Here is a 26,071-nt window from a genome sequence, read left to right as displayed (position 1 = left end):
ACCTCCCGTACGTTGGGGGGCGGTTCACAGCGGAACCCGCCCCGACCGTCTACAGTGACGTAGACGGTCTACATGACTGTAGACGAAACCTGGAGGAAGCGCCGCCATGTCCGACGTACCGTCCGCCCGCCGGCCCGCCGGGGAGCTGGAGGCCGAGGTGCTGGCCGCGCTCTGGTCGGCCCGGCAGCCGATGACCCCGCAGGACGTCCAGTCGGCACTCGGCGGGGACCTCGCCCGCACCACCATCGCCACGATCCTCGCCCGCCTCCACGACAAGGGCACCGTGGAGCGCACCCGGGCCGGCCGCGCCTACGCGTACACCCCGACCGTCCAGGACACCGCGGGCCTCGCCGCCCGCCGGATGCACACCGAGCTCGGCCGCGAGGCCGACCGCTCCACCGTGCTCGCCCGCTTCGTCTCCGACCTCTCCGCCGAGGACGAGCAGCTGCTGCGCGACCTGCTCGGCGACGGCGCCCCGGGTCTCGACTCCACCCCGGGCATCGCCCCCGCCCCCGGCCACCGAACCTCCGGCCACGGCACCCCCGGGGCGGCCGGATCGTGATGATCGCCGTCTGGGCCCCGCTGCTGCTGCCGTTCCTGGCCGCCCCGCTGGCCCGCCGCCTCGCCGACGCGCTGCCGCCCCGGGCCGCCGCCTGGATGCTCGCCGGGACGTCCGCCGTGCTGGCCGGCGGCACCCTCTGCTCGCTCGGCCTGCTCGCCGCCGCCGGGCTGCTCCAGCTACCGCCGGTCGCCGCGATCGGCCACCTGTCGCTGCCCTGGCTCACCGCCGCCGCACCCGACGCGCCGGTGGCGGCCGCCGCGGCCGGTCTGGTGCTCGCCGCGCTGACCGCCCGGGCCGTCCGCACCGCCCGCCGCCACCGGCTGGAACTGCGCGAGGCCCGGGCCGCCCTCCCGGCCTGCCCCGCGCCGGACTGCCCCACGCCGACCGAGGGCCGGCATCCGGACACACGCCCCGGGCACGTCACCATGCGCCGGGCACGCACCCCGCAGGCCGTCCTGGCCGGCGCCCGCGCCCTGCTCCAGCCGAGCGAGCACCCGCTCGCCGTCCTCGACGACGAGCGCGCCGACGCCTTCGCCCTACCGGGGCGCCTGCCCCTCCCCGGCCGGCCCGGCGAGCCCGGCCGGATCGTGGTCACCTCCGGCATGCTGCGCATCCTCACCGGGCCCGAGCGGGCCGCCCTGCTCGCCCACGAGCGCGCCCACCTGACCGCCCGCCACCACGTCTTCCTCGCCCTCGCCGAGCACGCCGCCGACCTCCACCCGGCGCTGCGGCCGCTCCGCGCGCCCCTCGGGTACCACCTGGAGCGCTGGGCCGACGAGGTGGCGGCCGCCCGGGTCGGCGACCGCGCCGTGACCGCCCGCGCGGTCGGCCGGGCCGCCCTGGCCGCCAGCCGCTCCCCCTGGCCGGCCCGGCCCCGGCTCGTCCCCGCCGCCCACTCCGGGCCGGTCCCGCGCCGGGTCGCCGCCCTGCTCCAGCCCCGCCCGGCGACCACCGCCACCGGCACCCGCCTGCGCGCGGTCGCGATCGCGCTGGCCGCCTGCCTGGCGCTGAGCACCGCCGCCTCCCTGGAGGCCACCGCCGACCTGCACCACACCGTCGAGGCGGCCCAGCGCGGCACCGGCGCGGAACGCTGACCGCTGACCGCTGACCGCTGACCGCTGACCGCGGCACGATCCACCGAGCCCGCACCAGGCCCACGCAAGGCCCTCACCAGGTCCCGTGCCAGGCCTCGCACCAGGCCCGCGTCAGGCTCACACCAGGCCCGCACCAGGACCCCCGCTAGTCATCACACCCCGGCATGTCCACGGTCATACCGTCCGGTATGCCGAGTTGGCAGACCCCGTCCCCAGACACTCACCGCCCCCGTACGCTTTCGTCAGCGCGTCGACCCCGGCGCGGCCTCGAACGGCGGCGAGGAGCAACGCGAGTGCGGCAGACCGGACGGCAGTCCCGACGACCAGAACGCCGCACCGCGCCGAGCACGGCCGAGCTGGCCAGGGTCCACGACCGCACCCTCGCCGAAGCCGCCGCCCGCGAACTCGCCCAGCCCCCCTACCCCGACCCCGGCTCCCCCGGCCTGCTCGAACCCCGCCCCGAGATCGGCGACTCCTGGGCCCGGCTGCGCCGCCTCGGGCTCGACCCCGACGCCGGTGCCGCCGCCGTCCACCTCGGCCCCGCCGAGATCGAGCAGCGCCGCCGCACCAGCGGCCTGGACGCGGTCCTGCCGGTGCTGCGCGACACCCTGCTCCAGCCGGTCGGCCAGAGCCCGCTGATCCTCGCCATCGCCGACGCCGACGGCCACGTGCTCTGGCAGGAGGGCGAGCGCGCCCTGCGCCGCAGCGCCGACCGGATCGGCTTCCTCACCGGCGCCCGCTGGATCGAGGAGAGCGTCGGCACCAACGGCATCGCCGTCGCACTGCGCGCCCAGCGCCCGATGCACGTCCACTCCGCCGAGCACTACCTGCGCAGCCACCACTCCTGGACCTGCGTGGCCGCCCCCGTGCACGACCCGGGCACCGGGCGGCTGGTCGGCGCGATCAACCTCAGCGGCCCGGCCCGCAACGTCCGCCCGTACCTGCTGCAGCTCACCGCCACCGCCGCCCGGCTCGCCGAGACCGAGCTGCGCGCCCACCGGCTGGAGGCGCTGCACCAACTGCGCACCCTGGCCGCGCCGGTGCTCGCCCGGGTGGCCGGCCCGGCCCTGGTGGTGGACTCCGCCGGGTGGACCGCCGCCGCGGCCGGGCTGCCGCCGCCCGGCCGGCTGCGGGTGCCGGTCGGCGGCTGGGGGACCGCCGCCGTGCACTGGGTGCCGGGCCTCGGCGAGTGCGCCCTGGAACCGCTCGCGGACGGCTGGCTGGTGCGACCGGTCCGGCCACCCGAGGCGGACGGCTCCGGCACGGTGACGGCCGAACAGGCCGAGCAGGCCGAGGGCGCCCGCCTCCGGCTCGACCTGCGCCGCCAGGACCGCCCGGAGCTGACCGTCCGGGGCGCGGCCGGCAGCTGGTCGCACCCGCTCAGCCCGCGCCACGCCGAACTGCTGCTCCTGCTCGCCACCGGACGCGAGGGCAGCACGGCCGCGCAGCTCGCGGAGGCGCTGTTCGGCGACCCGGGCCGGACGGTGACGGTCCGCGCCGAGCTGTCCCGGCTGCGCCGCTACCTGGGCGGCCTGCTGGCCCACCGGCCGTACCGCATCGCCGAGTCGGTGCTGGTCACGGTGGACGGGCCGGACGACCCGTACGACCTGCTGCCGGCCTCCTCGGCCCCGGCCGTCCGGCGGCTGCGGGCCGGGCTGGCCACGGGGACGGTCCGGCTGCCGGGCACGGCGCCCGTCCCGCCGCCGCGCGGGCCCGCCGGCGCCCCGACCGGGCCTCAGCCGCCGGCGAGCAGCGCGGCCAGCTGGGCGTCGGTCGGGCCGCAGGCGCGCTCCGCATCGGCGGAGACCAGCGCGTAGGTACGGTCCAGCCACGCCCGCACCCGGGGCTTGGAGGCCTCCAGCAGGGCGCTGCCGTGCGGTGATTCGAGCGCCAGGTGCAGCGTCGAGCCGTGGCACGGGCAGTACGCCGGCCACAGCTTGACGTCGCCCTGGCCGCTCAGCGTCTGGAGACCGTCGCGCAGCAGCTCGCGCGAGAACACCCAGTCGGCCTCGTCCGGCCGCCCCAGATGGAAGGTCAGCAGCACCTCGTACGGGCGCGCGGCCTCGAACCGGAACCGGGTGCGCACCTCGCCGACCACCTCCTCGCCCAGCGAGATCCGCAGCATCAGCACCTCCTCCACCGCCGCCGGAGCGGCGGTGGAGCCGTCCCCATCGCCGCCCGTGGGGGTGGCGGCGAGGGGTGCACTGGAGGCTGCGGACAGCGGGTCGGGCGGCATGACGGTCTCTCCGGGACGGCGTGGGATGACCTCAGCCTGAGCCACTTCCGGCCGGGCGGGCAAGGGTTGCAAGGAGGTTGCATCGATCCCCGTCCGGGCGGGCCCGACCGCCCTCACCGACTTATCAGATGGATCGTCAACTTCCTTCTGTCGAACGGGTGTCCACGAAACGGATCAAAACCGTCCAGGCCGCGACGAGCCGCTGGTACGCTCTCCCCCTCCCGGCGCGGGCCCCACCCGGACCCCGGCCGACCGACCCCGGGCGGCCGATGCCGGCCCGGTGGCAGCGCATGGGAGAATACCGCGACCGCGACGGCGACTTCGGGGAGGGAGGGGTCCGGTGGCTGCGCGCGAGGACACTGCGCGGGACGTTCGGCACGAACCCGAACGGCACGGCCGGCACGGGCGGCCACGCCCGTTCGGCGGCCGGTTCCGGCTGCCCACCCTGCGCTTCTCCGGTGCCGCGATGGCGATGTCCACCGTCGTCGGCATCAGCATCGCCACCACCCTCCTGCTCAACGAGCAGCAGGGCGTGGGCCGGCGGGCCGGGGTCGCGCGCGTCGGCACCACCCCGCCGCCCACCCCCGCCGCGGGCGACCAGGCCGAGGCCGCCGCCGACCGGGCCCCGACCGCGCCGAACCCCACCGCGCCGAACCCCACCGACCTCCCGGCCACCGGCCGACCGCCCGCACCGAGCCCCTCGGCGCACCGCCCGGGGGCGGCGGAGGGCACGGCCGCCGGAGCTGCCTCGCCCAGCGCCTCGCCCAGCGCGCCCGGCACCCGGTCGGCACCCCCGGAACCCGCCGGCGGACAGGCCGCGGCCGAACCCATGGCCGACCACGGCCCCGGCACCCGGCCGGCCGGCACCGGCGAGCCCGCCACGCCGGCCGACGCCGCCGCGCCCTCGCCGTCGGCCCAGCCCGTCGCGCCCGCCGCCGAGCAGCCGGCCGACCCCTCTTCGCCCTCCCCCTCGCCGACCACGCCGCACGCGCCCGGACCCCGCCCGGCCGCCCCGGCGCAGCCCGCACCGCCGCCGCCCGGCGCGGTTGCCCCGGGCACCGACGGCCCGACCGCCGGCACCCCTGACCCGGACACCGACCCGGGCACCGACCAGGCCCTGACCGGCGTCGCCACGGTCACACCGCTCGGCCGGGACGGCCTCCGGCACCAGCTCGACCTCACCGCCACCGAGCCGCTCACCGCATTTCAGGCCGAATTCCGCCTCACCCCGGGCGAGTTGGCACCCGGAAGCGGCGCCGCCTGGACCGACCTGCCCGGCGCGGTCGTCACCGCCCAACAGGAGCGCGGCACCCTCGTCTACCGCTTCACCACCCCGGCCGGCATCGACGTCCCGCCCGGCCACTACGCCTTCGGCGTGCGCGGCACCCGCCCCGCCGCCGAACCCCCGGGGCCCACCGGCCCGTCCGGCCCGTCCCTCCCGTCCGGCCCCTCGCTCCCGTCCGGTTGGCCCGCTTCGTCCGGCCCGGTCCGCAAGGTCGCCGCGGCGGAGAGCTGGAGCGCCGCCGCCTTCGGCATCGACCGGCCCCGGGCGGTCGCCGCGCTCGGCGCCTTCGGCCCGGTCGCACCACAGCCGGCCGCGCCGCAGCCGGTCACACCGCGGCCCGCCGCGCCCGAGGCACCCGGGCTCCCGCCGCGCCCCGGCACGCCGACGGCCTTCACGCCCCGCTGACCTCCGGCCGCGCCGTCCCGCCGGCTTGCCACCTCGCAGCCTCGCCACCTCGCCGGGGTCTGCCGCCCACCCCCGTCGTCCGGCCGTACCGTCCGACGATCCGACAGGTCACCGCCCCGGACGGGCTCATCCCGACGCGCCCGTTCGTTACTGTGGGCAGCACCCGGCCCGGCGGTCCCAGCGGCCCCGGCCGGCCGCCGTTCCGCATCCGAGGAGGAGTCCGTGTCCACCGTCCTGACCCAAGGCGGCAACGCCCCGCTGACCGCCGCGCGGGTGACTGTCGAGGTCACCGCGCCCAAGGCGCTGGACGTCTCCGGCCTGCTGCTGACCGACGCCGGAAAGGTGCGCTCGGACGACGACTTCGTCTTCTTCAACGCCCCGCACGGCCCCGGCGTCAGCCACCGCCCGGCCGCCGCCGGAGCGCCGGACGCGATCACCGTCGACACCCTGGCCGTCCCGGCCGGCATCACCAAGATCGTGGTGACCGCCAGCCCCGCCGACCAGTCCTCCACCTTCGCCGGGATGGAGCCGACCGCCACCGTCCGCGACGCCGACACCGGGCAGGCCCTGGTGACCTTCACCCCGCCTCAGCTGGGCCAGGAGACCGCGCTCATCGTGGTCGAGGTCTACCAGCGCGGCGGCGCCTGGAAGGTGCGCGCGGTCGGCCAGGGCTACGCCAACGGCCTGGCGGGCATCGCCACCGACTTCGGCGTCTCCGTCGACGACTCCCCGGCCGCGGCCCCGGCCGCCCAGGCCCAGGCCCCGGCCCCCGCCACTCCCCCCGCGGCCCCGCCCACCCCTCCGGCCGCTCCCCCGGCTCACCCGGCTCACCCGGCTCACCCGGCTCCCCCCGTCGACCCGCGGATCGCCCTCGCCGCCACCCCGCCCGCGCCCCCCGTGCCCCCGGTCGCCCCGCCGGCCCCGGCCGCCCCCGCCAAGGTCACCCTGGACAAGGGCCGGGTCAACCTGGTCAAGGGCAGTTCGGTCTCCCTGGTGAAGAACGGCCGCCCGTTCCTCTCCTCGGTCCGGATGGCGCTCGGCTGGGAGCCCGCCGGCCGCGGCCGCAGCGTCGACCTGGACGCCTCCTGCCTCACCTTCGACGCCCGGCGCAAGAAGCTGGAGACGGCCTGGTTCATGAAGCTGACCGTCTTCAAGGGCGCGATCGCCCACTCCGGCGACAACCTCACCGGCGGCGGAGCCGGCGACGACGAGTCGATCACCGTCCATCTGGACGGCCTGCCGGCCGAGGTCACCGGCCTGGTCTTCGTCGTCAACTCCTTCTCCGGCCAGCGGTTCACCGAGGTCAAGAACGCCTACTGCCGCCTGCTGGACGCCCGGACGGAGGAGGAGCTGGTCCGCTTCGACCTCACCCACTCCGAGCCGCACACGGGCGTGGTGATGTGCAAGCTGGTCCGGCAGTCGTCCGGCGAGTGGGTGATGACCGCGCTCGGCGAGTACGTCGACGCCAAGACCGCCCGGGCGATGGTCGATCCGTCCGCCGCCCTGCTCTGAACCGTCTCGCCCCCGCCCCGCCCCACCCCTCACCGCCCCACCCTGACGCCCAGGGCCGATCGGCCCAATGTCATGGCCGCACACGCGAATTCACCCTCCTGAGGGATCAAGTCGTCCACCCGCCGACTCGATTTACCTCTAGGGGGGTGAATCGCGCTCTCCCGCGCACTCGTTGAGGGAGAGACCGTGCCACGCTTCCTGTCCCGCCTCGCCGTCGCCGGCACCGCCGTCGCGCTCACCGCCGGCCTGATCACCCCGTCCGCCGCCCAGGCCGCCGCCGAGCCGTCCGGCCGCGTCCGGACGCTCGCCTGGGCCGCGCTCGGCGACTCCTACACGGCCGGCTTCGTCGAGGCCGCCGGCGCCGAGACCGAACCCCGCGACGGCTGCGCCCGCACCACCGGCTCCTACCCCGAGCTGATCCGCCGCGGCCTCGGCCCCCTGGTCGAACTGCGCAACGCCAGCTGTTCCGGCGCCACCGTCAAGGACGTCTACCAGACCAAGGAGGCCCCGCCCGGCCGCCCGCTCCCGCCGCTCGGGACCAACCCCGGCGCCCCCTTCCCACCGGTCCCGTCGCAGATCGACGCCGTCTCCCCGAGCGCCGACGTGATCACCGTCGAGATCGGCGGCAACACCCTCGGCTTCGCCGAGATCCTCAAGGGCTGCATCGAACTCGGCGCCGCGGTCCTCGGCCAGGGCACGCCCTGCAAGGACAAGTTCGACGCGAGCCTGCCCGACCGCTTCGACCAACTGCGCGGCGACTTCGACCAGATGCTCGGCGCCCTGCACGCCAAGGCCCCGTCCGCGCGGCTGCTGACCGTCGGCTACCCCCATCTCGTCCCCGAGGACGCCACCCGCTGCACCTACGGCAACCTGGAGCAGTTCGCCACCTTCACCACCGGCGACCTCGCCTGGGCACGGACGGCCATCCTGGAGCCGCTCAACGCGACCATCGCCCAGCGGACCGCCGCCCGCGGCGACACCTTCGTCGACCTCTACCCCTCCACCGCCGGCCACAGCGTGTGCGACCAGGACCACTGGCTGGACGGCGTGCTGACCAGCATCATCCCGCTGCACTACGCCCTGGTGCACCCCAACGCCAAGGGCCAGGCCCACGCGGCCACCCTGGTCGAGGACGCCGTCCTGAACTGACCGGCCGCACCACACCGCACCGCACCGCAGCCCCGGCGGTCGCACCGGAGACGCCCGCGCATCGAGAACCAGTCGAAAACCAGTGGCAGGCCCCTCCCGTCGCGGATCATGCTGAGCGGATGCTCATCCGCGAAGCCACCCCGGAGGACTGGCCTGCCGTCTGGCCCTTCTTCCACACCGTCATCGCCGCCGGCGAGACGTTCCCCTACCCCCTCGACCTCTCCTCCGACCTCGGCCGGGAGTGGTGGATGCTCGCCGCCCCCCATCGCACGGTGGTCGCGGTGGACGAGGCCGGCACGGTCGTCGGCACCGCCAACATGACCCGCAACCGCCCCGGCAACGGCGCGCACGTGGCCAGCGCCAGCTACCTGGTCGACCCGGCGCACCACGGCCGCGGCATCGGGCGGGCCCTGGTCGAGTACACCCTCGACTGGGCCCGCGCCAACGGCTACCGCGCCATGCAGTTCAACGCCGTGGTCGCCAACAACCACCACGCCGTGAAGCTCTACCGGTCCCTCGGCTTCGACATCGTCGGCACCGTCCCCGAAGCCTTCCACCACCCCGTCGACGGCTACGTCGGCCTGCACGTCATGCACCGTGCACTGTAAGGGAGTTCGCTACTCCTCGATCGCCCCGCCGACCCGCCGCAGGTGCTGCCGGAAGCTGTACGACGGGTCGGCGGCGCGGCGCTCCAGGTACTCGTCGAAGGCGGTCTGCCGGCGCAGCGTGTCGCCGGAGGCGATCCGCCCGGCCTGCGCGCGCTCGGTCCCGGCGATCGCGGCGGCCGTCTCCAGCACCTCCCCGGCCCGGTCGGCCGGGACGAACAGCACCCCGTCCGCGTCGCCGAACACCACGTCCCCGGCGCCCACCAGGTGCGGCCCGACCCGCGCCGTCACCAGCGCCTCCGGCTCCCGCCCGTCCAGCCGCACCGGCCCCAGCGGCAGCGCGCCGTAGCTGAACACCGGCAGCCCGATCTCCACCAGTTCGGGGGTGTCCCGGTGCAGCCCCCACACCACGATCCCGGCGACCCCGGCGGCCCGCGCCTCCAGCACCGCGAGGTCCCCGATGCAGGCCTCGTCGGTCCGCCCGCCGTTGTCGATCACCAGCACGTCACCGTCCCGGGCCGCCCCGTACGCCTCCAGGAACACGTCCACGCTCCCGTAGTGCCGCACCGGCAGCACCCGCCCCGCGACCCGCCCCCCGGCCACCACCGCCGCCACCCCCACCGGCGCCGCCCTGAGCCCCACCCCCAACCGCACACACGCATCCGCCACCAACGGCGTCGACAACCCCGCGAACTCCTTCAGCATCCCCAACTCCTCCCACCAAAGCCCCAGTTCACAACCCCTCGATCCTAATCCGGTGCCGCCTCACCCCATTGAGTGATCGCCATCAATCCATCCGACGTGCCACTCCGAGCTCTCCTATTCTGTTGGCGCGTCCAACCAAGGGGTTGCTCATGAACACGGCGGACAGCGCCATCCTGCTGGAACTCTTCCTGACTCTGGACACTCCCGAAGGCCTCCGAGCCGAACTTGTCGCCGGCGAGATCCTGATCGGGCTTCCCCCCGACGGCGATCACGAGGACATCCTCAGTCACGTGACCGACCAGGTGTTCCACAGGGCGGCTGCGGATATGCAGATGTCTGCCAACAAAGGCCTTCGCCTCGCCAGCCACGGAGGGCACCCTTCCGACCACGTCATCCCGGACGCCACGTTCGTCCCGCAGGAACTCCGCCTCTTCCGCGACGCGCCGCCCTGGATGGAGCCCGACGGCGTCGCGATGGTCGCGGAGGTCACCTCCAGCAGGCCCGACCAGGACCGCATCGCCAAACGCCACTGCTACGCCCGCGCCGCGATCCCGCTGTACCTCCTGATCGACCGCGAGCGGGCCCAGGTCAGCCTCTTCAGCAACCCCCACCGCGACGAGTACACCGAGGTGCACCTGGCAGCCTTCGGCGAACCGCTCGCCCTCCCCGCCCCGTTCGAGTTCGAGTTGGACACCAAGGACTTCCTCTAGAAGTCCCGGGAACGCGACAAACGGCCCGCACCCCCCTTCCACCGGGGGTGCGGGCCGTCGTCGTGCGGGTGCGCGCGGGTCAGCCGCGGGTGGCCATGGCGCGCAGGAAGAAGGTGAGGTTGGCCGGGCGCTCGGCGAGGCGGCGCATGAAGTAGCCGTACCACTCCTGGCCGTAGGGCAGGTACACGCGCATGGTGTTGCCCTCGCCGGCGAGGCGCAGCTGCTCCTCGGGGCGGATGCCGAACAGCATCTGGTACTCGAAGGAGTCGCGCTTGCGGCCGTTCCACTGGGCGAGCTGGCCGGCGATCTTGATCATGTTGGGGTCGTGCGAGGCGATCATCGGGTAGCCCTCGCCGGCCATCAGGACCTTGAGCGCGCGGACGTACGCGAGGTCGACCTCGTGCTTGCCCTGGAAGGCGACCGACTCGGGCTCCTTGTAGGCGCCCTTGCACAGACGCACGCGCGAGCCGGGGCCGGAGAACTCGCGGCAGTCGGCCTCGGTGCGGCGCAGGTAGGCCTGGAGCACGACGCCCAGCCAGGGGAAGTCGGCCCGCAGCTCGCGCGCGATGGCGAGGGTGGAGTCGGTGGTGGTGTGGTCCTCCATGTCGAGGGTCACCGTGGTGCCGGCGTCGGCGGCGGCCTCGCAGATGCGGCGGGCGTTCTCCAGCGCGATCTTCTCGCCGTCCACCGGGAGGAACTGGCCGACGGCCGACAGCTTGACCGACACCTCGGCGCCGGCCGCGAGGCCGGTCTCCTTGAGCGCCGTGAGCAGGTGCTCGTAGGCCTCGGCGGTGCCGGCGGCCTGGGCGGCGTCCTGGGTGTCCTCGCCGAGGTGGTCCAGGGTGACCTTGCGGCCGGTGGCGATCAGGTCGTCGGTGGCGGTGACGGCGTCGTCGAGGACGTCACCGGCGACGAAGCGCTCGACTATCGCGTGGGTCGGCGGGAACTTCTCGACCACGGTGCGGACCTGCGGCGACCGGGAGGCCGCGAGAAGGGCGGAACGGAGCATCGTGACTCCTGGAGCTGGTGCTTCTAAGGGTGGCAGAAGGGGGCCGGGGCGGCGGGCGGCGGGTGTGTGGCACCGCCGCCCCGGCGGGCGACGCCCGGCTGCGGGGCCGGGCGTCGCGGGTGACCGAGTGGTCAGGCGACCGCAGTGGTCAGGTCACTGAAGCGGTCAGGTCACTGAAACGGTCAGGCGACCGGAACGGTCGGGAGGGGCACTCAGCCCATGTGCGGGTAGCGGTAGTCCGTCGGCGGGACGAAGGTCTCCTTGACCGAGCGGGTCGAGGTCCACCGCGCCAGGTTCTGCTTGGCACCGGCCTTGTCGTTGGTGCCGGAGGCCCGGCCGCCGCCGAAGGGCTGCTGGCCGACGACGGCGCCGGTCGGCTTGTCGTTGATGTAGAAGTTGCCGGCCGCGAAGCGCAGCTTGTGCATGGCGTCCTGGGCGGCCGCGCGGTCCTGGGCGATGATCGCGCCGGTCAGGCCGTAGGCGGAGGCCGACTCCATCTGGGCCAGCATCTCGTCGTACTTGTCGTCCTGGTAGACGTGCACGGCGAGGATCGGGCCGAAGTACTCCTCGCGGAAGTACTCGGACGCCGGGTCCTCGCAGACCAGGACGGTCGGGCGGACGAAGTAGCCGACCGAGTCGTCGTACGTGCCGCCGGCCAGGACCTCGACCGCGGGGTCGGCCTGGGCGCGGTCGATCGCGGCCTTGTTCTTGGCGAAGGCGCGGTCGTCGATGACGGCGGACATGAAGTTCGTCAGGTCGGTGACGTCGCCCATGGTGAGGCCCTCGACCTCGGCGGCGAACTCGTCCTTGAGGCCGGCCCAGATCGAGGCCGGGACGTAGGCGCGGGAGAGCGCCGAGCACTTCTGGCCCTGGAACTCGAAGGCGCCGCGGGTCATCGCGGTCTTCAGCACGGCCGGGTCGGCGGACGGGTGGGCGACCAGGAAGTCCTTGCCGCCGGTCTCGCCGACGATCCGCGGGTAGGTGCGGTAGCCGGCGATGTTCTCGCCGACGGAGCGCCACAGGTGCTGGAAGGTGGCGGTGGAGCCGGTGAAGTGGATGCCGGCCAGCGCCGGGTGCTTGAGCGCCACGGCGGAGACGTCCAGGCCGTCGCCGGTCACCATGTTGATGACGCCCTTGGGCAGGCCGGCCTCCTCCAGCAGCTGCATCAGCAGGTGCGCGGAGTACTGCTGGGTCGGGGACGGCTTCCAGAGCACCACGTTGCCCATCAGCGCGGGCGCGGTCGGCAGGTTGCCGGCGATCGCGGTGAAGTTGAACGGGGTGATCGCGTAGACGAAGCCCTCCAGCGGGCGGTGGTCGCTGCGGTTCCACACGCCGTCCGAGGAGATCGGCTGCTCGGCCATGATCTGGCGGGCGAAGTGCACGTTGAAGCGCAGGAAGTCGACCAGCTCGCAGGGCGTGTCGATCTCGGCCTGCTGGGCGGTCTTGGACTGGCCGAGCATGGTGGCGGCGGCCAGGGTCTCGCGCCAGGGGCCGGCCAGCAGGTCGGCGGCCTTGAGGAAGATCGCGGCGCGGGAGTCGAAGGAGAGCGCCTGCCAGGCCGGGGCCGCGGCCAGGGCAGTGTCGATGGCCTCCTGCGCGTCGGCCTGGGTGGCGTTGCGCAGGGTGCCGAGCCTCGCCGCGTGGTTGTGCGGCTGGACGACGTGGATCTCGGTGCCGCCGCCCATGCGGCGCTCACCGTTGATCGTCATGGTCAGCTGGACCGGCTCCTGGCCGCCCAGCTCCTTCAGCTTGGCCTCCAGACGGGCCCGTTCCGGGCTGCCCGGGGCGTAGCTGTGGACCGGCTCGTTCACCGGCGCGGGGACCTGGGTCACAGCGTCCATAGAGCGCACGCTCTCCTTCGTTGATGCGGGGGGATGCCGACGCGGGTCGCACGTCGGCCACAGCACGAACGCTATTCCTGCCCCTGGGGCCACTTGATTGGCCGGAAGGCTAAATTCCCCCGTACGGCGTTGTCCGGCCCGACGAAGGGGTCACGGCGCAGTCACGGCGCGGTCACGGCGCGCCGTTGACGGCCGTTCGCGCCGGAGGCCACCGGGAGCACCGGCCGGTCCCAGTCGATCCGGTGGCCGTGCACCGGGCGGAGCATCTTCTCCGGGCTCATGAAGGTCCGCATCGCGATCGGCGCGAGCAGCCGGAACAGCGCCCGGCCGACCGGCCCGGAGGACTTCTGGTTGTTGGTGCGCGCCGCGTTGGCCGCGATCTTCTCGACCCGGGGCCGGCGCAGCGCCTCGTAGGCGGCGAAGGCGGCGGTGTGGTCGGGCAGGTCCCGCAGGCAGCGGGCGAGTTCGACGGCGCTCTCGACGGCCAGCGAGACGCCCTGGCCGGAGCTGTTGGAGGGGGCGTGCGCGCAGTCGCCGACCAGCACCATCCGGCCGCGGTACCAGTGCGGGACGGACGGCATGATCTCCAGCCGCGGGAAGACCTCGACGGTGTCGGCGGCGGCCTCGCGCAGCACGTCCCGGGCGGGCAGGTCGTCGGCGTGCAGGTCGCGGACCCGGCGCAGCCACTGCTCCGGGCTGACGGCGCGGACCTGCTCGGCGGTCAACTGTTCGGGCTGCGGGATGTTGCTGAACCAGGCCGTCCCGGCGCCGTCCGGCAGTCCCCAGTAGCCGAAGAAGGCGCGGGCGCCGTTGGCGAAGTGCATGGTCTCGCCACGTCCGGCCCGGCCGGGCAGCCGGTAGGGGCTGTAGCCGCCGACGCCGAGCAGGCCGGTGTACTGCGCGCCGGGTGCGGCCGGGTCGATCAGGGTGCGGACGGTGGAGCGGGTGCCGTCGGTGCCGATCAACAGGTCGCCGGTGGCGGTGTCGCCGTCGGCGAAGCGGGCGGTGATGCCGTCGGCGCCCTCCTCGGCGCCGACCAGCCGTTTGCCGTACCGGACTTCGATGCCGCTCTCGCGCAGCCGCCGCTGGAGCACCTCGTACAGTTCGGCGCGGCGCATGACCCGGCCGGGCGGCAGGTCGGGGAGGCCGGCGAACTCGGCCAGCACGCCGCCCCGGCCGTCCTCGATCAGCATCGGGCCGATCGGCTGCCCGATCGCGCCGACCTCCGCCCCGAGCCCGACGGTCGCCAGGGCGTCGAGCCCGTTGGGGGCGATCATGAAGGTGCCGCCGATGCCCTCGGCGGAGGACTCGTAGGCCTCGAAGACGACGGCTTCGACGCCGGCCTTGCGCAGGGCCAGTGCCGTCACCGGCCCGGCGATCCCGCCGCCGATGACGAGGGCCTTCTTCTCCCCGTTGCTCGTACTCATTCCAGACTCCCGAAGATCTCGTGCCAGGTCCGGATGAACTCCGGCTCCTTGAGTCGACCGACGAGGTGCTCGACGAAGCGGCCCTCGGCCTCCAGCGCGCCGACCCGGTGCTCCTCCTCGATCAGGAAGATCCAGTCCACGCCGTCGTCCGAGGCCTTCCGCAGGGCCGCCCGGATGCCCGCCACCTCGGCGGCCAGCGCGGCCCGCCGCTGTTCCAGCAGTTCCACGGCCTCGGCCGGCGGGACCACCATGAGCAGCGACAGCGCGACCCCGAACGCGGGGTACTCGTGCTGCGGTTCGGCGACGAGTTCGCGCATCCAGTCGGTGAGCTCCGCGCGGCCCTCGGGGGTGACGGCGTAGACGGTGCGCTCCGGTCGCTGGGTGTCGCGGACGGTCTCCTGTTCGGCGACGAACCCGGCCTTCCGCAGCTGCTCCACGACCATGTACAGCGAGCTGCGGTTGTACTTGATGTTGCGGTCCTTGCCGTGCTCCTTGAGCCGGCGCCCCATCTCGTACGGGTGCATCGGCCCGGCCACGAGTTCGGCCAGGACCGCGAGGGCCAGCGGGTTCGACACCTTGCGTCGCTTCGCCACGAGACGTCCTCATCTCTTGGTCAGTACTGACTATCCATTCCCGAATAGTCAGAGTCAACTATTTATGAAAGCCGGGCCACGACTCTGTCCGCCCGGCTAAAATCAACCACACGGCATTGTCCGAGCGGATGAAGGAGGCCCGATGACGACCCCCGGCCTCCCCGCCACCCCCGGACCCCCGCCCACCTCCGGCCTCCCGCTCCGCCAGCTGCTGATGTCCCTCGGCGAACCCCTGGTCGAACTCCAGGCCGCCCCGCAGGGCCTGGACGTCCCGGTCCGCGACGTCGCGATCCTCGACCCGGAGGACCCGCCGACCGCCGCCCCCGGCGAACTCGTCCTCGCGATCGGCGCCCGCGGCCGCGCCGCCCTCCCCGCCCTGCGCGCCGCCGGACGGGCCGGCGCCGCGGCGGTCGCGGTCAAACTGGACGGCCCCGGCCAGGCGGACGCCCTGCGCGAGGCCGCCACCGAGGCGGGCGTCGCCCTGCTCTCGGTCCGCCGCGAGACCCGCTGGGAGCACCTCGACTCGCTGGCCCGCGCGATCATCGCCGGCCCGGACGCCCCGGACACCCCGGGCGCCCCCGAACCCAACGCGGGCGACCTCTTCTCCCTCGCCCAGACCGTCGCCGTGCTCACCAACGGCATCGTCTCGATCGAGGACACCTCCAGCCGGGTGCTGGCGTACTCCCGCTCCTCCGACTCGGACGAGGTCGACGACCTGCGCCGGCTCTCCATCCTCGGCTGGCAGGGCCCCGAGCCCTACCTGTCCAAGCTCCGCGAGTGGGGTATCTTCCAGCACCTGCGCACCTCGGACGCCCCGATCGCGGTCGAACCGCACCCCGAACTCGGCCTGCGCCGCCGCCTGGCGATCGGCATCCGGGCCGGGGCGCAGCCGCTCGGCACCATCTGGGTGCAGGAGGGGGCGCAGCCGCTGGCGCCGCTCGCCGATCAGGCCCTGGTCGGCGCCGCCCGGGTGGCCGCCGCCCAACTGGTGCGCCGCCGACGCGAGTTGTCCGCCGACATGCGGCTCACCCGGACACTGCTCACCGGCCTGCTGGAGGGCTCCACCGGCCCGCAGTCGCTCGCCACCCACCTGGGCCTGGACCTGCGGCGCCCGGCCACCGTGCTCGCCTACAGCGCGCACACCACCGAGGCGCTGCACCGCTCCGACGTCACCGGCCTGATCTCGGTGCACACCGCCGCCCGGCACCGCACCGCGCTGCTCGCCCCGATCGAGTCCCGGGTGTACGTGCTGCTGCCCGAACTCCCGCCCGGCCTGCCGATGGCCACCGTGCGCGGCTGGGCGGACGAGGTGGTGGTGGCCGCCCGGGAGCACCTCGGCGTCCCGCTGCGCGCCGCGATCGGCTCGACCGTGGACGGCCTGGCCCAGGTGCCGGACTCCCGCGCGCAGGCGGACCGCATCCTGGACGCGATGGGCCGCGGCGGGGTGGACCTCGACGTGGCGGCGCTGATCGACGTCCAGGCCGAGGTGCTGGTCAGCGAGATGCTCGCGCTGCTCCAGGAGCGCTCCGGCCTGCGCGACCCCCGGCTCACCGCGCTCGCCGCGTACGACCGCCGGCACGGCACCCGGCTCGCCGAGTCGGTGCTGGCCTGGCTGGACGCGCTCGGCGAGGTCCGGGTCGCCGCGGACGCCCTGCACATCCACCCCAACACCCTGCGCTACCGGGTGCGCCGCGCCGAGCAGTTGACCGGCATCGACCTCTCCCAGCCGCAGCAGCGCCTGCTGGCGATGCTGCAACTGAGGCTGCCCGCGGACGAATGACCGCGGGCAGCCTCGACTCTCAGTGGCTCACTCGCCGTAGCCCTGGCCGCGCTTGTGCTCGTTCAGCCGGTGCCACGGGCCGGTGATGGCCAGCTGGATGCCCGGCTCCTGGATGTTGGCGAAGAGGGTCTTGCCGTCGTCCGAGAAGGTCACCCCGGTGAACTCGCTGAACTCGGGCTTGGCCGCGCTGCCGATGTTCAGCTCGTTGCGCGCGATCGGGTAGGTCAGCCCGTCCTCGGTGGCGCCGAACAGGTGCTGCACGCCCTCGCCGTCCTCGGCGATGACCACGCCGCCGTACGGCGACACGGTGATGTTGTCCGGGCCGTCGTAGTTGTCGTGGTCGCCGAGCACGTCGGTGTTGACGCCCAGCAGCACCTTCAGGGTGATGGTGCGGCGGGCCGGGTTGTAGAACCAGACCTGGCCGTCGTGCTGCACCGGGCTCTCCGAGCGGGCGAAGCTGGAGACGAAGTAGAAGCCGCCGTCACCCCACCACATGCCCTCCAGCTTGCGGGCCCGGGTGACCTCGCCCTCCTTGAACTGCTTGCGGACCGAGACGGTCCTGGCGTCGCGGTCCTGGACCTTGACCCAGTCCGCGCCGTAGGTGGTGCCGACCTTGGTGGCGCGGGAGAGGTCGTCGACGAACTTGCCCTGGGAGTCGAAGACCTTGAAGGCCTCCAGCACACCGGCGTCGGCGGCCAGCGCGCGCAGCTTGTAGCGGCCGTGCTTGAAGCCGGCCGGCGGGGTCCAGCGGAACAGCAGGCCGTTGGGGTTCGAGGCGTCCTCGGTCAGGTAGACGTGGCCGCGCTTCGGGTCCACCACGACGGCCTCGTGCGCGTACCGGCCGAAGGCCTTCACCGGCTGCGGGTCGCGGTTGTAGTCGTCGTCGAACGGGTCGACCTCGAAGATGTACCCGTGGTCCTTGGTCATGCCGTTCTGGCCGGCCTTGTCCTCGGTCTCCTCGCCGGACAGCCAGGTGCCCCACGGGGTCACGCCGCCCGCGCAGTTGGTGGAGGTGCCGGCGATGCCGACCCACTGCTCGACCGAGCCGTTCCGCTTGGCGTGCACGATGGTGCAGCCGCCGGCCGCGCCCGGGTCGTAGACGTGGCCCTCGGTCAGCGGCACCGGGTTCGGCCAGTTCGCCCGGGGTCCGCGCAGCTCGTGGTTGGTGACGAGCAGGTTGCCGCCGCGCTCGTCCTCGAAGGCGGAGGTGCCGTCGTGGTTGCTCGGGGTGAACTCGCCGGTGCGCAGCCGGGTGACACCGGCGCGGTTGACGACCTTGTACGCGAAGCCCTTGGGCAGCGACAGCAGCCCGGCCGGGTCCTGCACCAGCGGGCCGTAGCCGACGGCGGCGCGCGCGGCGCCGGTGTCACCCGCCGCGGACGCGGCCGGCAGCTCGCCGCCGGCCGGGGCGGCGATCGCGCCCGGAGCGCTGGCCAGCGCCTCCGCGCTGCCGGCGATCAGCACGCCGGCCCCGACGAGGGTGGAACGGTTGACGAAGTCCCGGCGGGACAGCGACATGGCAGCAACTCCTGAGGAATCGGCCGCCGGACCGGGGGCGGGCCCGGTGCCCGGCGGGCGGGGCGTCGAGACGGGGCGTCGACGCCCAGCAGACTCCGCCGCGGGGATGAACCCGGCATGACGCCCACCTCACGCCCAGGCGGCCATTTGCCAACCGATGACCGACACATGACCTGCGCTTTGCCCAAGACGCCCTGCCGAGGGTCACCCCGACCGCGTCGTCCGCCACTGCTCCCAGGCCGACAGCCACAGCTGCTCGGCGAGCCGGTGCTCCTCCCAGACCTCCGGCCCGCCGCCCCGCCGCTCCCGCCAGAGCTGCTCCCAGGCCCGCTGCGCCGGCAGGCTCGCCACCTCACTGGCGAACACCGTGTACCGGACGACCTCCTCGACGGCCGCCCCGCCCTCCGGCGTGCCGATCAGCCAATGCGTGTGCCGGGCAAGCCGGTTGACGTGGTTGACCATCGCGGTCAGCGCCGTCACCGCCTCCTCCCGGGTCTCGGTGGCGAGCCGCATCTGCTGGCGCACCGCCACCTCCCAGCGCACCTCGTAGGCGTCCCCGCGCGGGCGCCGCGGCGTCCGCCCGGCCCGGACCTGCGCCTCGACGGCGGCGGCCTCGGCGACGCTCTGCGCGATCAGCTCCCGGTGCGCCTCCAGTCCGACGGCGGGCGGCAGTTCACGCTCCTCCACCGGGACCTGCCGGGCCCGCCGGGCGGCCAGCTCGCCCAGCAGCTCGGCCCGGCCGCGCAGGTACGGCTCGAAGTCCGCGATCGCGCCGAGCTCCACGCCGCCGGGCGGCACCCCGCGCCCGCACACCGTCACGGTCAGCCCGCCGATCCGCAGCCGCCCGGCCCAGACCGGTGCGGCCCCGTCGGCGGCCGACGTGCCCGGCCAGAGCACCGGCCGGTCCTCGTGCACCTCCACCGGGTACGGCTCGCCGTCCACGGTGATCCACTCGCGCAGCGCCCGCACCCGGCCCGGCCCGTCGCCCTCGTCGACCCCGAGGTGCTCGTAGACCCGGTCCCGCTCGTCCTCGACCACGTCCTCCAGCTCGGGCAGGCCCTCGCCGTGCTCCGCGCCCGGCCGGTAGGTGCGCACGCTGACGTACGGACCGGCCACCGAGCTCCAGTCGCCGGACTGCACCTCGACCCAGGCGAGTTCGCCGCCGGAGGTCTCGAAGGCGGCCAGCGCCTCACCCCAGCCGCCCGTCGCGCCGCTCCCGTGCGACAGTCGCGCGACCACGCCGTACACCGGGAAGTCGGCCGCGGCCACCGTCCGGCGGGAGAAGTCCTCCACCGCGGCGAGACGCTCCTCCCTGTTCCTCGGGTCCGGGACGCACGCAGGGTCCGTCCGCCCGACGTTCCACTCCGGGGGCCTGCCGCCGCTCTCCCGCATCATCCTGTGCCGCACCCCCGAGTCCTCGCGCCCGCACCGCCGACGCCACCTTAGTGCCCGGGACCTGCCGGGTCATCAGCTCGGGTGCCGGGCAACGGCGCAGGCCGCGTCGGGACTGCCGACTGCCGACCGGCACGGGCCGTGTCAGGACGCGCGGTTGTCAGCCGCCCTCCCTACCCTGGCGGCATGACAGCAGACAGCAGTTTCCCGGCCCGGATCAGCATCGTCACCCTCGGGGTCTCCGACCTCGACCGCAGCGCCCGCTTCTACGAGGACCTGGGCTGGCGGCGGTCCTCCGCCTCCAGCCCGGAGATCGTCTGGTTCCGCACCGCCGACTCGGCACTCGGCCTCTTCCCCACCGAGGAGCTGGCCGCCGACGCGGGCGTGCCCGCCACCGGCGAGCCCGCCTTCCGCGGCGTCACCCTCGCGGTGAACCTGGAGTCCCCCGCGCTGGTGGACGCCGCGTTGAAGACGGCGGTCGAGGCCGGCGCCGTGGTGGTCAAGCCGCCGGTCCCGACCAGCTGGGGCGGCTACTCCGGCTACTTCGAGGACCCGGACGGCCACCTCTGGGAGCTGGCCCACAACCCGTTCTTCCCCTTCGCCGAGGACGGCTCCCTGGATCTGCCCTGACCCGCCGGCCCATCAGCCCGTCGAAGCCCCCGCCGGCCCGTCGAAAGCCCCCCCGTCGGCCCGTCAGCTCTTGGACCGCGCCTTGAAGGCCGCCTTGCGCGCCTCCTTGGCCACCGCCCGGTCCAGGTGCAGCTCCCCGACGGCCTCCAGGACGTCCGCCGTGTACGGGTGGTCGACCCGCCAGAGCTCGCCGAAGTAGGACGCGGGGTTGCCGGTCACCGGCAGGTCCGCGATCAGCTCGCGCAACAGCTCGGCGTCGCCGCCGCTGTCCAGCAGCTGGGCGGCGAAGGTGTCGACCACCGTCCACAGCGCCATCGTCCGCTCCGGCACAGGCACGTCCGTCGCTCCCTTCGAGGTCAGCCAGGCCCGGGCGGCGCCGCCCAGCTCGGGGTCGTCCAGCACGTCACGCACGGCCGGCTCGGCGGCCGTGCCCAGCATGTTCAGCGCCGAGACGCCGAGCATCCGCCGCATCGGGGCGTACGCGTCGTCGCCGCGCGCCGCCGCCAGCAGCTCACGCGCCGCCGCCACCGGCTCCCGGCCGGTGATCCAGACCCGCAGCTCCTCGTCCGGCAGCACGTTGGCGGCCTCGCACACCGCGCGCAGCAGCTCGGCCGCGTCGCCCTGGGCCAGCTCGCCGACCAGCGGCGCGTCGTAGCCGTCCTCCAGCAGCCACTGCCGGATGCCGTACTGGCCGAGCGGGGTGAGCCGGACGAGCCCGAAGCGCGCCGACTCCTCCTCGTCCAGCGGCGCCTCGCCGACGAGGGCGGGCTCCTCGCCCTCCGGGCCCTCCTCCTCGTCGAACAGCTCCGGGTCGATCGGCCGGTACTCCAGCAGACCGAGCTCGGCCAGGTCTCCCAGCATCGGGTCCAGTGCGACCATCACATCGGTGATGTCGCCCAGCAGCTCCTCGCTCGGCTCCTCGCCCTCCGGCACCACCAGCAGCGCGGCCAGCACGCCCAGCGGCACGGTCTCGTTGCCCGGGTCGGCGAAGGCGGTGGTCTCGTACAGCACCTGCAACGCCTCGTCCAGCAGCTCGGCGGCGGCGTCCCGGGCCTCCTCGACCTCGCTCAGGGCGTCCTCGTCCTCCTCCCCGGCGTCCCCGGCCTCTCCGGCCTCCCCGGCCTCCCCGCCCTCGGCGGCCCGCGCGGCCTCCTCCTCCGGCAGCGAGTCGGCCTCCACGGCCAGCTCCCGGACGATCCCGGCGGCGGTCAGCCACAGCTCCAGGACGGTCTCCGGGTCACCCTCCTCGGCGGGCTCCAGATCCGGGCCCGGCACGGCGACGTGCTCACCGGCCGCCGTCGTCCCGATCTCCACCAGGTCCAGGTCGCAGGCCAGCGACCAGGCCCGCATCGCCTCGACCTCCGCCTCCTCCGGCGCCTCCCCCTCGGCGGGGGCCAGGCCCAGCAGCTGCGCCGCGGGCGCCCGGTCCTCCTCCACCAGGTCGCCGAACTCGTCCACCACCCGGTGCGGGGCGGCCCAGCGGGCCAGCGCCAGCGCGTACCCGAACATCGGCACGGCCTTCGCCAGGGCGGCCAGCTCCTCCTCGGCGGGCAGCTTCACCGGCGGTACCAGGACCGCCGCGTCGTCCAGGTCCTCGTCGTCCAGCCCGTGCGCGGCGAACGCCCCGTAAAGGTCCTGGAGCTCCAGGTCGGCGGGCAGAACCGGCTCGGCCGCACTCTCTCCCGGCGAAGCCCCGGCGTTCTTCCGACGTCGTCCGGCCATCGTTGTGCGTTCTCCCTCAGCCAGCGGTCCGCCTATCAGCTCAGCGTCCCGATCCACCACCTCAGCGTATAGGCCGGGCACCCCCGATGCCCGGCCTCAAGGGGCGCGCGCCGCAACCGTGCGCCCACCCTTTATCCTTCGCATTGGCACCGTGCACACCCCGCGCGGGCCACCGGGCAATGAAGCCCTTCGCCCTCCCCGCCCGACACCGGGCAGGAGGGGCCCACTCAGCTCACCCGCTCCACCAGGAAGCCCCGCACCGCGGCCACCACCACAGCGCCTCAGGACGGGCGCGCCGGCACACCCCGCCGACCCGGTGGTGCCCTGCCACAGGAGATCCCTTACATGGCGGACCTCTCCCCCGCCGGCTCCGGCCTGCGCACCGCGCAGCTCGACGGACGCCGACTCTCGGAGGCCCTGCTTCCCCTGGAGCTCGCGCCCCGCGCCCAGCTCCAGCTCGCCGCGGTCAGCCGCTGGAACGCGCTGCGCGGCGTCCGCGTCGGCCTCGTCGCCGCCGCCCTGCTGCTGATGCTGATCGGTGCCAACCTGGCGACGCCGATCTACCCGCTCCTCCAGCAGCGCCTCGGCCTCGGCCCGCTCGACACCACGATCCTCTTCACGATCTACGTGTTCGCGCTGGTCCCCGTGCTCGCCGTGGTCGGCCACTGGTCCGACCACCTCGGCCGCCGCGCCCTGATCCTGCCCGCCGTCGCCCTGGCCGCCGCCGGCGACGTCGTGTTCGCCACCTCCGGCAGCTTCTGGCAGCTCGCCGTCGGCCGGGCCGTCCAGGGCATCGCCGTCGGCCTCTCCACCGGCGCCGCCGGGGCCGCCCTCGGCGACCTGCTGCCCGACCACCCGACGCTCGCCGCCAAGCTCACCCTGGCCTGTTCCGCCGGCGGCGTCGCGCTCGGCCCGGTGGTCGGCGCCCTGCTCGCCAACGGCGCGGACCCGCTGCTGACGCCCTTCCTGCTGCACGCCATCGCCCTGCTGGCGCTCTGCGTGCCGCTGGCCCTCGTCCACCCGCGGATGCCCGGCCGCAACCGCCCGCCGGCCACCCCGCCCCGCATCACCACCCCGGCCCACCTGCGCCCCCGCCGGCTCGCCCTGCCCCGCACCGGCCGCCGCGAGTTCCTGCTCGCCGCCTCGGCCGGCTTCATCTCGTACGCGGTGTTCGGCGTCTACCTGGCGCTCGCCCCGGCCTTCTCCGCCAAGCTGCTGCACACCTCCTCGCACCTGACCGGCGCGATCGTGGCCGCCCTGCTGCTCGGCTCGTCCGCACTGGCCCAGCTCCTCGTCCCGCCCACCTCCGACCGCCTGGTCATCGCCCTCGGCATGACCGGCCTGGCCGCCGGCCTCGCCCTGGTCGTCGCCGCCCAGTACACCGAGACCCCGGCGCTGCTGTTCATCGGAAGCGTCCTCGGCGGCATCTGCCAGGGCGTGGCCTTCCGCTCCCTCTTCACCACCGCCGTCGCCGCGATGAACCCGGAACGCCGGGGCTCCGAACTGAGCTCCCTGTGGATCATCGTCTACCTCGGCAGCTCCCTCCCCATCGTCGCCGTCGGCGCCCTGGTCCAGCACTACGGCCTCCTCCCCGCCGTCAGCGGCTTCGCCGCCGTCGCCGCCGCCCTCTGCACGGCCCTGGCCATAGCCGTCGCCCGCATACCCAAGCAGTCCTGACCACCCCCCAAACACCGCCGCCCGGGACGACCATTCGTCCCGGGCGGCATTCGTACAGGGCTACTCAGCCCAGGGGGTCCACCTCGCGGTGTCGAGTTCGAGCCCGAACTTTCCCCAAAAGAAAGGCTTGCGCGGCAGCGGGTTGACGAAGGCCTGGCGGAACCGAAGCTTGTCCACCCGCCCATGGGAGCGGGTACCTTCCGAGTACGGCCGTGTACCCGGAAGGGGACCAGGATGACGCAGTGGACCGACTACACCACTGGCGAGCGCATCAAGCTTCTGCGCGGTCCGGACATGACGCAGGAACAGCTTGCGGAGGCATCGGGCCTGTCGGTGGCGACGATCCGCAAGGCGGAACGCAACCTCGGTGGCAGCCTCCAGACGCTACTGCGCATCTCGGCCGCGCTGCACGCCGACGTCTCGGTGGTCCTCGGCCAACAGGCCCCCCGCCGCGCGATGCACGGCGCCGACCGGGCGATGATGCGCGAGTTGTCCCGTGCCGTTCACGACACCGCCGCCGGGGTCGGCGTCGACGTGCAGCCCCCGTCCCCGGCCGAACTCACGGCAGGGCTCACCGCCGCGTGGAAGGCCTATCGCTCCGGCGACTTCATGGGCGCCGGAGTGCGCGTCGCCCCAGTCCTGCGCGAAGCCGCCGCCGCGCTGAAGGCCGCACCGGTCGACCTGGGGAGTACGGCGGCGGGCATCCTCGCGGACGCCTACCGGCTCGCCGCCTACGTGGCGAACCAGTTCGGCGCCCGAGATCTCGCGTACGCCGGGATCGGGCACGCACAGCACCAGGCCGACCGTGCCGGGGACACCGTCCGCTCGGCCATGGTCGCGTCCGGCCGGTCATGGATCTACCTGCGGGATGCCCGGCTCGACCAGGCGGAGGAGACCGCCCGCGCGTCGTACGAGTCCATCGAGCCCAGGTACGGGGATCGAGATCTTGGCATGCTCGCCACCTACGGATGGCACGTGACCTTCGCGGCCGTCGTCGCCGCCCGCCGAGGAGACGTGGACGGAGCCGACGACCTGCTGTCACAGGGGCGTGCGGTCGCGGCCCGGATGGGCCGGGACGTCATGGTGAACGGCACGGCGTTCGGGCCCGCGACGGTCGCCGCACAGGCGATCGGCATCTCCGTCTCGACCAGTCGGCCCGGGAGGGCGCTCAGTCTGTTCGAGTCGATCGCCGACATGAGCTCGCTCACCCCGTCGGCGCGCAACCGGATGATGCTGGACGTGGCGCTCGCACAGGCCGAGACCCGGCAGTCCGACACCGCCCTGGACACCCTGCTCGAGGTGTGCTCGGCCGCCCCTGGTTGGGCTCGCCATCAGGGGCTGCCCGGGGTGATCGCACAGAAGGCGAGCGCGGGCAGCGCGACCACGGCCAAGCTGCGCAAGCTCTCATCGATCCTCGGAACATCCGTGATCATCAACTGAGGAGTGATGCGAGGCGTATCACTCGACGCCGGTACTACTTCGGGAAGTGATACACGCCATCCGTTCACCGGCGGCAGCAACTCGGCGACATTGAACGCATGCTGACGTTCCATCACCAGCGCCCCGCGCTCGCCCCCGTTCTGCCGATCCCCGCCACCCTCCGGCTGCCTTACACCACGGCATCGGCCCTCGCTGCCCGCCGGCTGGTCCGCGCCAAGCTCACCGACGACGGCCGCGACACGGTGCGGCGCCCTCCTCGCGGCCGGAACGCCCTTCCCCGCCTCCCGCCGCAGCGAGGCCAGCGCCCGCTGAGGCGCAGATACACCGCTGCCGCACGAATCCCCCGGAAGGAAGGAGTCGCGCGGCAGCGGGTTGACGGAAGGGTCGTCCGTCAGACGTTGAAGCCCAGGGCGCGGAGCTGGTCGCGGCCGTCGTCGGTGATCTTGTCGGGGCCCCACGGCGGCATCCAGACCCAGTTGATGCGCAGGTCCTGGACCAGGCCGTCGGTGGCGGTCTTGGCCTGGTCCTCGATGACGTCGGTCAGCGGGCAGGCCGCCGAGGTGAGCGTCATGTCGATGGTGGCCACGTCGGACTCGTCGATGTGGATGCCGTAGATCAGGCCCAGGTTGACGACGTCGATGCCCAGTTCGGGGTCGACGACGTCCATCAGGGCCTCGGTCAGGTCCTCCACGGACACGGTGCCGGCGGTGGTGCCGACGATGACGACGCCGTTCGGCTGCTCCTCCGCAGCGGAGGGGGTTTCGTCACTCATTGTTCTG

The 26,071-nt window shown here is 74.2% G+C and carries 22 protein-coding genes; 12 read left to right on the top strand and 10 right to left on the bottom strand.

Annotated elements, in window-relative coordinates; translation table 11 throughout:
- The first annotated feature begins 106 nt into the window (after positions 1-106).
- The 3 genes from OG556_RS24570 (at position 107) to OG556_RS24560 (ending at position 3,473) form a co-directional block, all read left to right on the top strand.
- Complete coding sequence (locus OG556_RS24570; RefSeq protein WP_363580501.1) at positions 107-562, top strand: BlaI/MecI/CopY family transcriptional regulator; 456 nt, start codon at positions 107-109, stop codon at positions 560-562.
- Complete coding sequence (locus tag OG556_RS24565; RefSeq protein WP_363627936.1) at positions 562-1,656, top strand: M56 family metallopeptidase; 1,095 nt, start codon at positions 562-564, stop codon at positions 1,654-1,656. Before OG556_RS24570 ends, OG556_RS24565 begins: the two co-directional genes overlap by 1 nt.
- 293 nt (positions 1,657-1,949) lie before the next feature.
- Positions 1,950-3,473 carry a GAF domain-containing protein gene (locus OG556_RS24560; protein ID WP_363627937.1) on the top strand — a complete coding sequence of 508 codons (1,524 nt, stop codon included), beginning with the start codon at positions 1,950-1,952 and terminating at the stop codon, positions 3,471-3,473.
- Here OG556_RS24560 and OG556_RS24555 read toward each other — a convergent pair.
- Positions 3,392-3,892 (bottom strand): SsgA family sporulation/cell division regulator, encoded by a 501-nt coding sequence (locus OG556_RS24555; RefSeq protein ID WP_363627938.1) that lies wholly within the window; start codon positions 3,890-3,892, stop codon positions 3,392-3,394. The two genes, OG556_RS24560 and OG556_RS24555, sit on opposite strands and share 82 nt — an antisense overlap.
- A 340-nt stretch (positions 3,893-4,232) precedes the next feature.
- On the opposite strand from OG556_RS24555, the gene OG556_RS24550 reads away from it, so the two are divergent.
- The 4 genes from OG556_RS24550 to OG556_RS24535 all read left to right on the top strand — a co-directional run bounded on the left by OG556_RS24550 (position 4,233) and on the right by OG556_RS24535 (position 8,851).
- Positions 4,233-5,582 carry a hypothetical protein gene (locus OG556_RS24550; RefSeq protein ID WP_371519325.1) on the top strand — a complete coding sequence of 450 codons (1,350 nt, stop codon included), beginning with the start codon at positions 4,233-4,235 and terminating at the stop codon, positions 5,580-5,582.
- 234 nt (positions 5,583-5,816) lie between these two features.
- Complete coding sequence (locus OG556_RS24545) at positions 5,817-7,094, top strand: TerD family protein (RefSeq protein WP_371522862.1); 1,278 nt, start codon at positions 5,817-5,819, stop codon at positions 7,092-7,094.
- Positions 7,095-7,280: 186 nt separating this feature from the next.
- Positions 7,281-8,243 carry an SGNH/GDSL hydrolase family protein gene (locus OG556_RS24540; RefSeq protein WP_371519323.1) on the top strand — a complete coding sequence of 321 codons (963 nt, stop codon included), beginning with the start codon at positions 7,281-7,283 and terminating at the stop codon, positions 8,241-8,243.
- 119 nt (positions 8,244-8,362) lie between these two features.
- Entirely contained in the window at positions 8,363-8,851 is a 489-nt protein-coding gene (locus OG556_RS24535) for a GNAT family N-acetyltransferase (RefSeq protein ID WP_363627942.1), read from the top strand.
- A gap of 9 nt (positions 8,852-8,860) precedes the next feature.
- Here OG556_RS24535 and OG556_RS24530 read toward each other — a convergent pair whose 3' ends face one another.
- Positions 8,861-9,553 carry an RraA family protein gene (locus OG556_RS24530; protein ID WP_371519321.1) on the bottom strand — a complete coding sequence of 231 codons (693 nt, stop codon included), beginning with the start codon at positions 9,551-9,553 and terminating at the stop codon, positions 8,861-8,863.
- Between the two features lie 149 nt (positions 9,554-9,702).
- On the opposite strand from OG556_RS24530, the gene OG556_RS24525 reads away from it, so the two are divergent.
- Positions 9,703-10,263 carry a Uma2 family endonuclease gene (locus tag OG556_RS24525; RefSeq protein ID WP_371519319.1) on the top strand — a complete coding sequence of 187 codons (561 nt, stop codon included), beginning with the start codon at positions 9,703-9,705 and terminating at the stop codon, positions 10,261-10,263.
- Between the two features lie 79 nt (positions 10,264-10,342).
- On the opposite strand, the gene OG556_RS24520 is transcribed toward OG556_RS24525, so the two are convergent.
- The 4 genes from OG556_RS24520 to OG556_RS24505 form a co-directional block, all read right to left on the bottom strand.
- The gene (locus OG556_RS24520) at positions 10,343-11,272 is read right to left on the bottom strand and encodes a proline dehydrogenase family protein (RefSeq protein WP_371519317.1); all 930 of its coding nucleotides are present in this window, start codon (positions 11,270-11,272) and stop codon (positions 10,343-10,345) included.
- Between the two features lie 212 nt (positions 11,273-11,484).
- Positions 11,485-13,113 carry an L-glutamate gamma-semialdehyde dehydrogenase gene (gene pruA / locus OG556_RS24515; protein ID WP_371519315.1) on the bottom strand — a complete coding sequence of 543 codons (1,629 nt, stop codon included), beginning with the start codon at positions 13,111-13,113 and terminating at the stop codon, positions 11,485-11,487.
- Positions 13,114-13,274: 161 nt separating this feature from the next.
- The gene (locus OG556_RS24510; RefSeq protein WP_371519313.1) at positions 13,275-14,540 is read right to left on the bottom strand and encodes an FAD-dependent oxidoreductase; all 1,266 of its coding nucleotides are present in this window, start codon (positions 14,538-14,540) and stop codon (positions 13,275-13,277) included.
- A complete protein-coding gene (locus OG556_RS24505; RefSeq protein ID WP_371519311.1) occupies positions 14,537-15,133 on the bottom strand; it encodes a PadR family transcriptional regulator in 597 nt (198 codons plus the stop codon). Before OG556_RS24505 ends, OG556_RS24510 begins: the two co-directional genes overlap by 4 nt.
- A 142-nt stretch (positions 15,134-15,275) precedes the next feature.
- On the opposite strand from OG556_RS24505, the gene OG556_RS24500 reads away from it, so the two are divergent.
- Positions 15,276-16,913: a PucR family transcriptional regulator gene (locus OG556_RS24500; protein WP_371519309.1), complete on the top strand. Its 1,638-nt coding sequence runs from the start codon at positions 15,276-15,278 to the stop codon at positions 16,911-16,913.
- Positions 16,914-16,940: 27 nt separating this feature from the next.
- On the opposite strand, the gene OG556_RS24495 is transcribed toward OG556_RS24500, so the two are convergent.
- Together OG556_RS24495 and OG556_RS24490 are read right to left on the bottom strand one after the other, a co-directional pair.
- The gene (locus tag OG556_RS24495) at positions 16,941-18,431 is read right to left on the bottom strand and encodes an alkaline phosphatase PhoX (RefSeq protein WP_371519307.1); all 1,491 of its coding nucleotides are present in this window, start codon (positions 18,429-18,431) and stop codon (positions 16,941-16,943) included.
- 204 nt (positions 18,432-18,635) lie between these two features.
- Entirely contained in the window at positions 18,636-19,724 is a 1,089-nt protein-coding gene (locus tag OG556_RS24490; RefSeq protein ID WP_371519305.1) for a hypothetical protein, read from the bottom strand.
- 285 nt (positions 19,725-20,009) lie between these two features.
- Here OG556_RS24490 and OG556_RS24485 point away from each other — a divergent pair, with 285 nt between their 5' ends.
- A complete protein-coding gene (locus tag OG556_RS24485) occupies positions 20,010-20,453 on the top strand; it encodes a VOC family protein (RefSeq protein ID WP_063349531.1) in 444 nt (147 codons plus the stop codon).
- A 63-nt stretch (positions 20,454-20,516) separates the two neighbouring features.
- On the opposite strand, the gene OG556_RS24480 is transcribed toward OG556_RS24485, so the two are convergent.
- Positions 20,517-22,175 (bottom strand): hypothetical protein, encoded by a 1,659-nt coding sequence (locus OG556_RS24480; RefSeq protein ID WP_371519303.1) that lies wholly within the window; start codon positions 22,173-22,175, stop codon positions 20,517-20,519.
- 345 nt (positions 22,176-22,520) lie between these two features.
- Here OG556_RS24480 and OG556_RS24475 point away from each other — a divergent pair, with 345 nt between their 5' ends.
- Together OG556_RS24475 and OG556_RS24470 are read left to right on the top strand one after the other, a co-directional pair.
- Positions 22,521-23,852, top strand: a complete 1,332-nt coding sequence (locus OG556_RS24475; protein WP_371519301.1) for an MFS transporter — start codon at positions 22,521-22,523, stop codon at positions 23,850-23,852.
- A 234-nt stretch (positions 23,853-24,086) separates the two neighbouring features.
- A complete protein-coding gene (locus OG556_RS24470; RefSeq protein ID WP_371519299.1) occupies positions 24,087-25,292 on the top strand; it encodes a helix-turn-helix domain-containing protein in 1,206 nt (401 codons plus the stop codon).
- 391 nt (positions 25,293-25,683) lie between these two features.
- Here OG556_RS24470 and OG556_RS24465 read toward each other — a convergent pair whose 3' ends face one another.
- Positions 25,684-26,064: a metal-sulfur cluster assembly factor gene (locus tag OG556_RS24465; RefSeq protein ID WP_279634938.1), complete on the bottom strand. Its 381-nt coding sequence runs from the start codon at positions 26,062-26,064 to the stop codon at positions 25,684-25,686.
- Positions 26,065-26,071 lie beyond the last annotated feature (7 nt).

The organism is Kitasatospora sp. NBC_01300 (assembly GCF_041435235.1).
Lineage (GTDB): Bacteria > Actinomycetota > Actinomycetes > Streptomycetales > Streptomycetaceae > Kitasatospora.
Note: the sequence above shows the minus strand (reverse complement) of the source record. Positions and strands in the feature narration are given on the sequence as shown.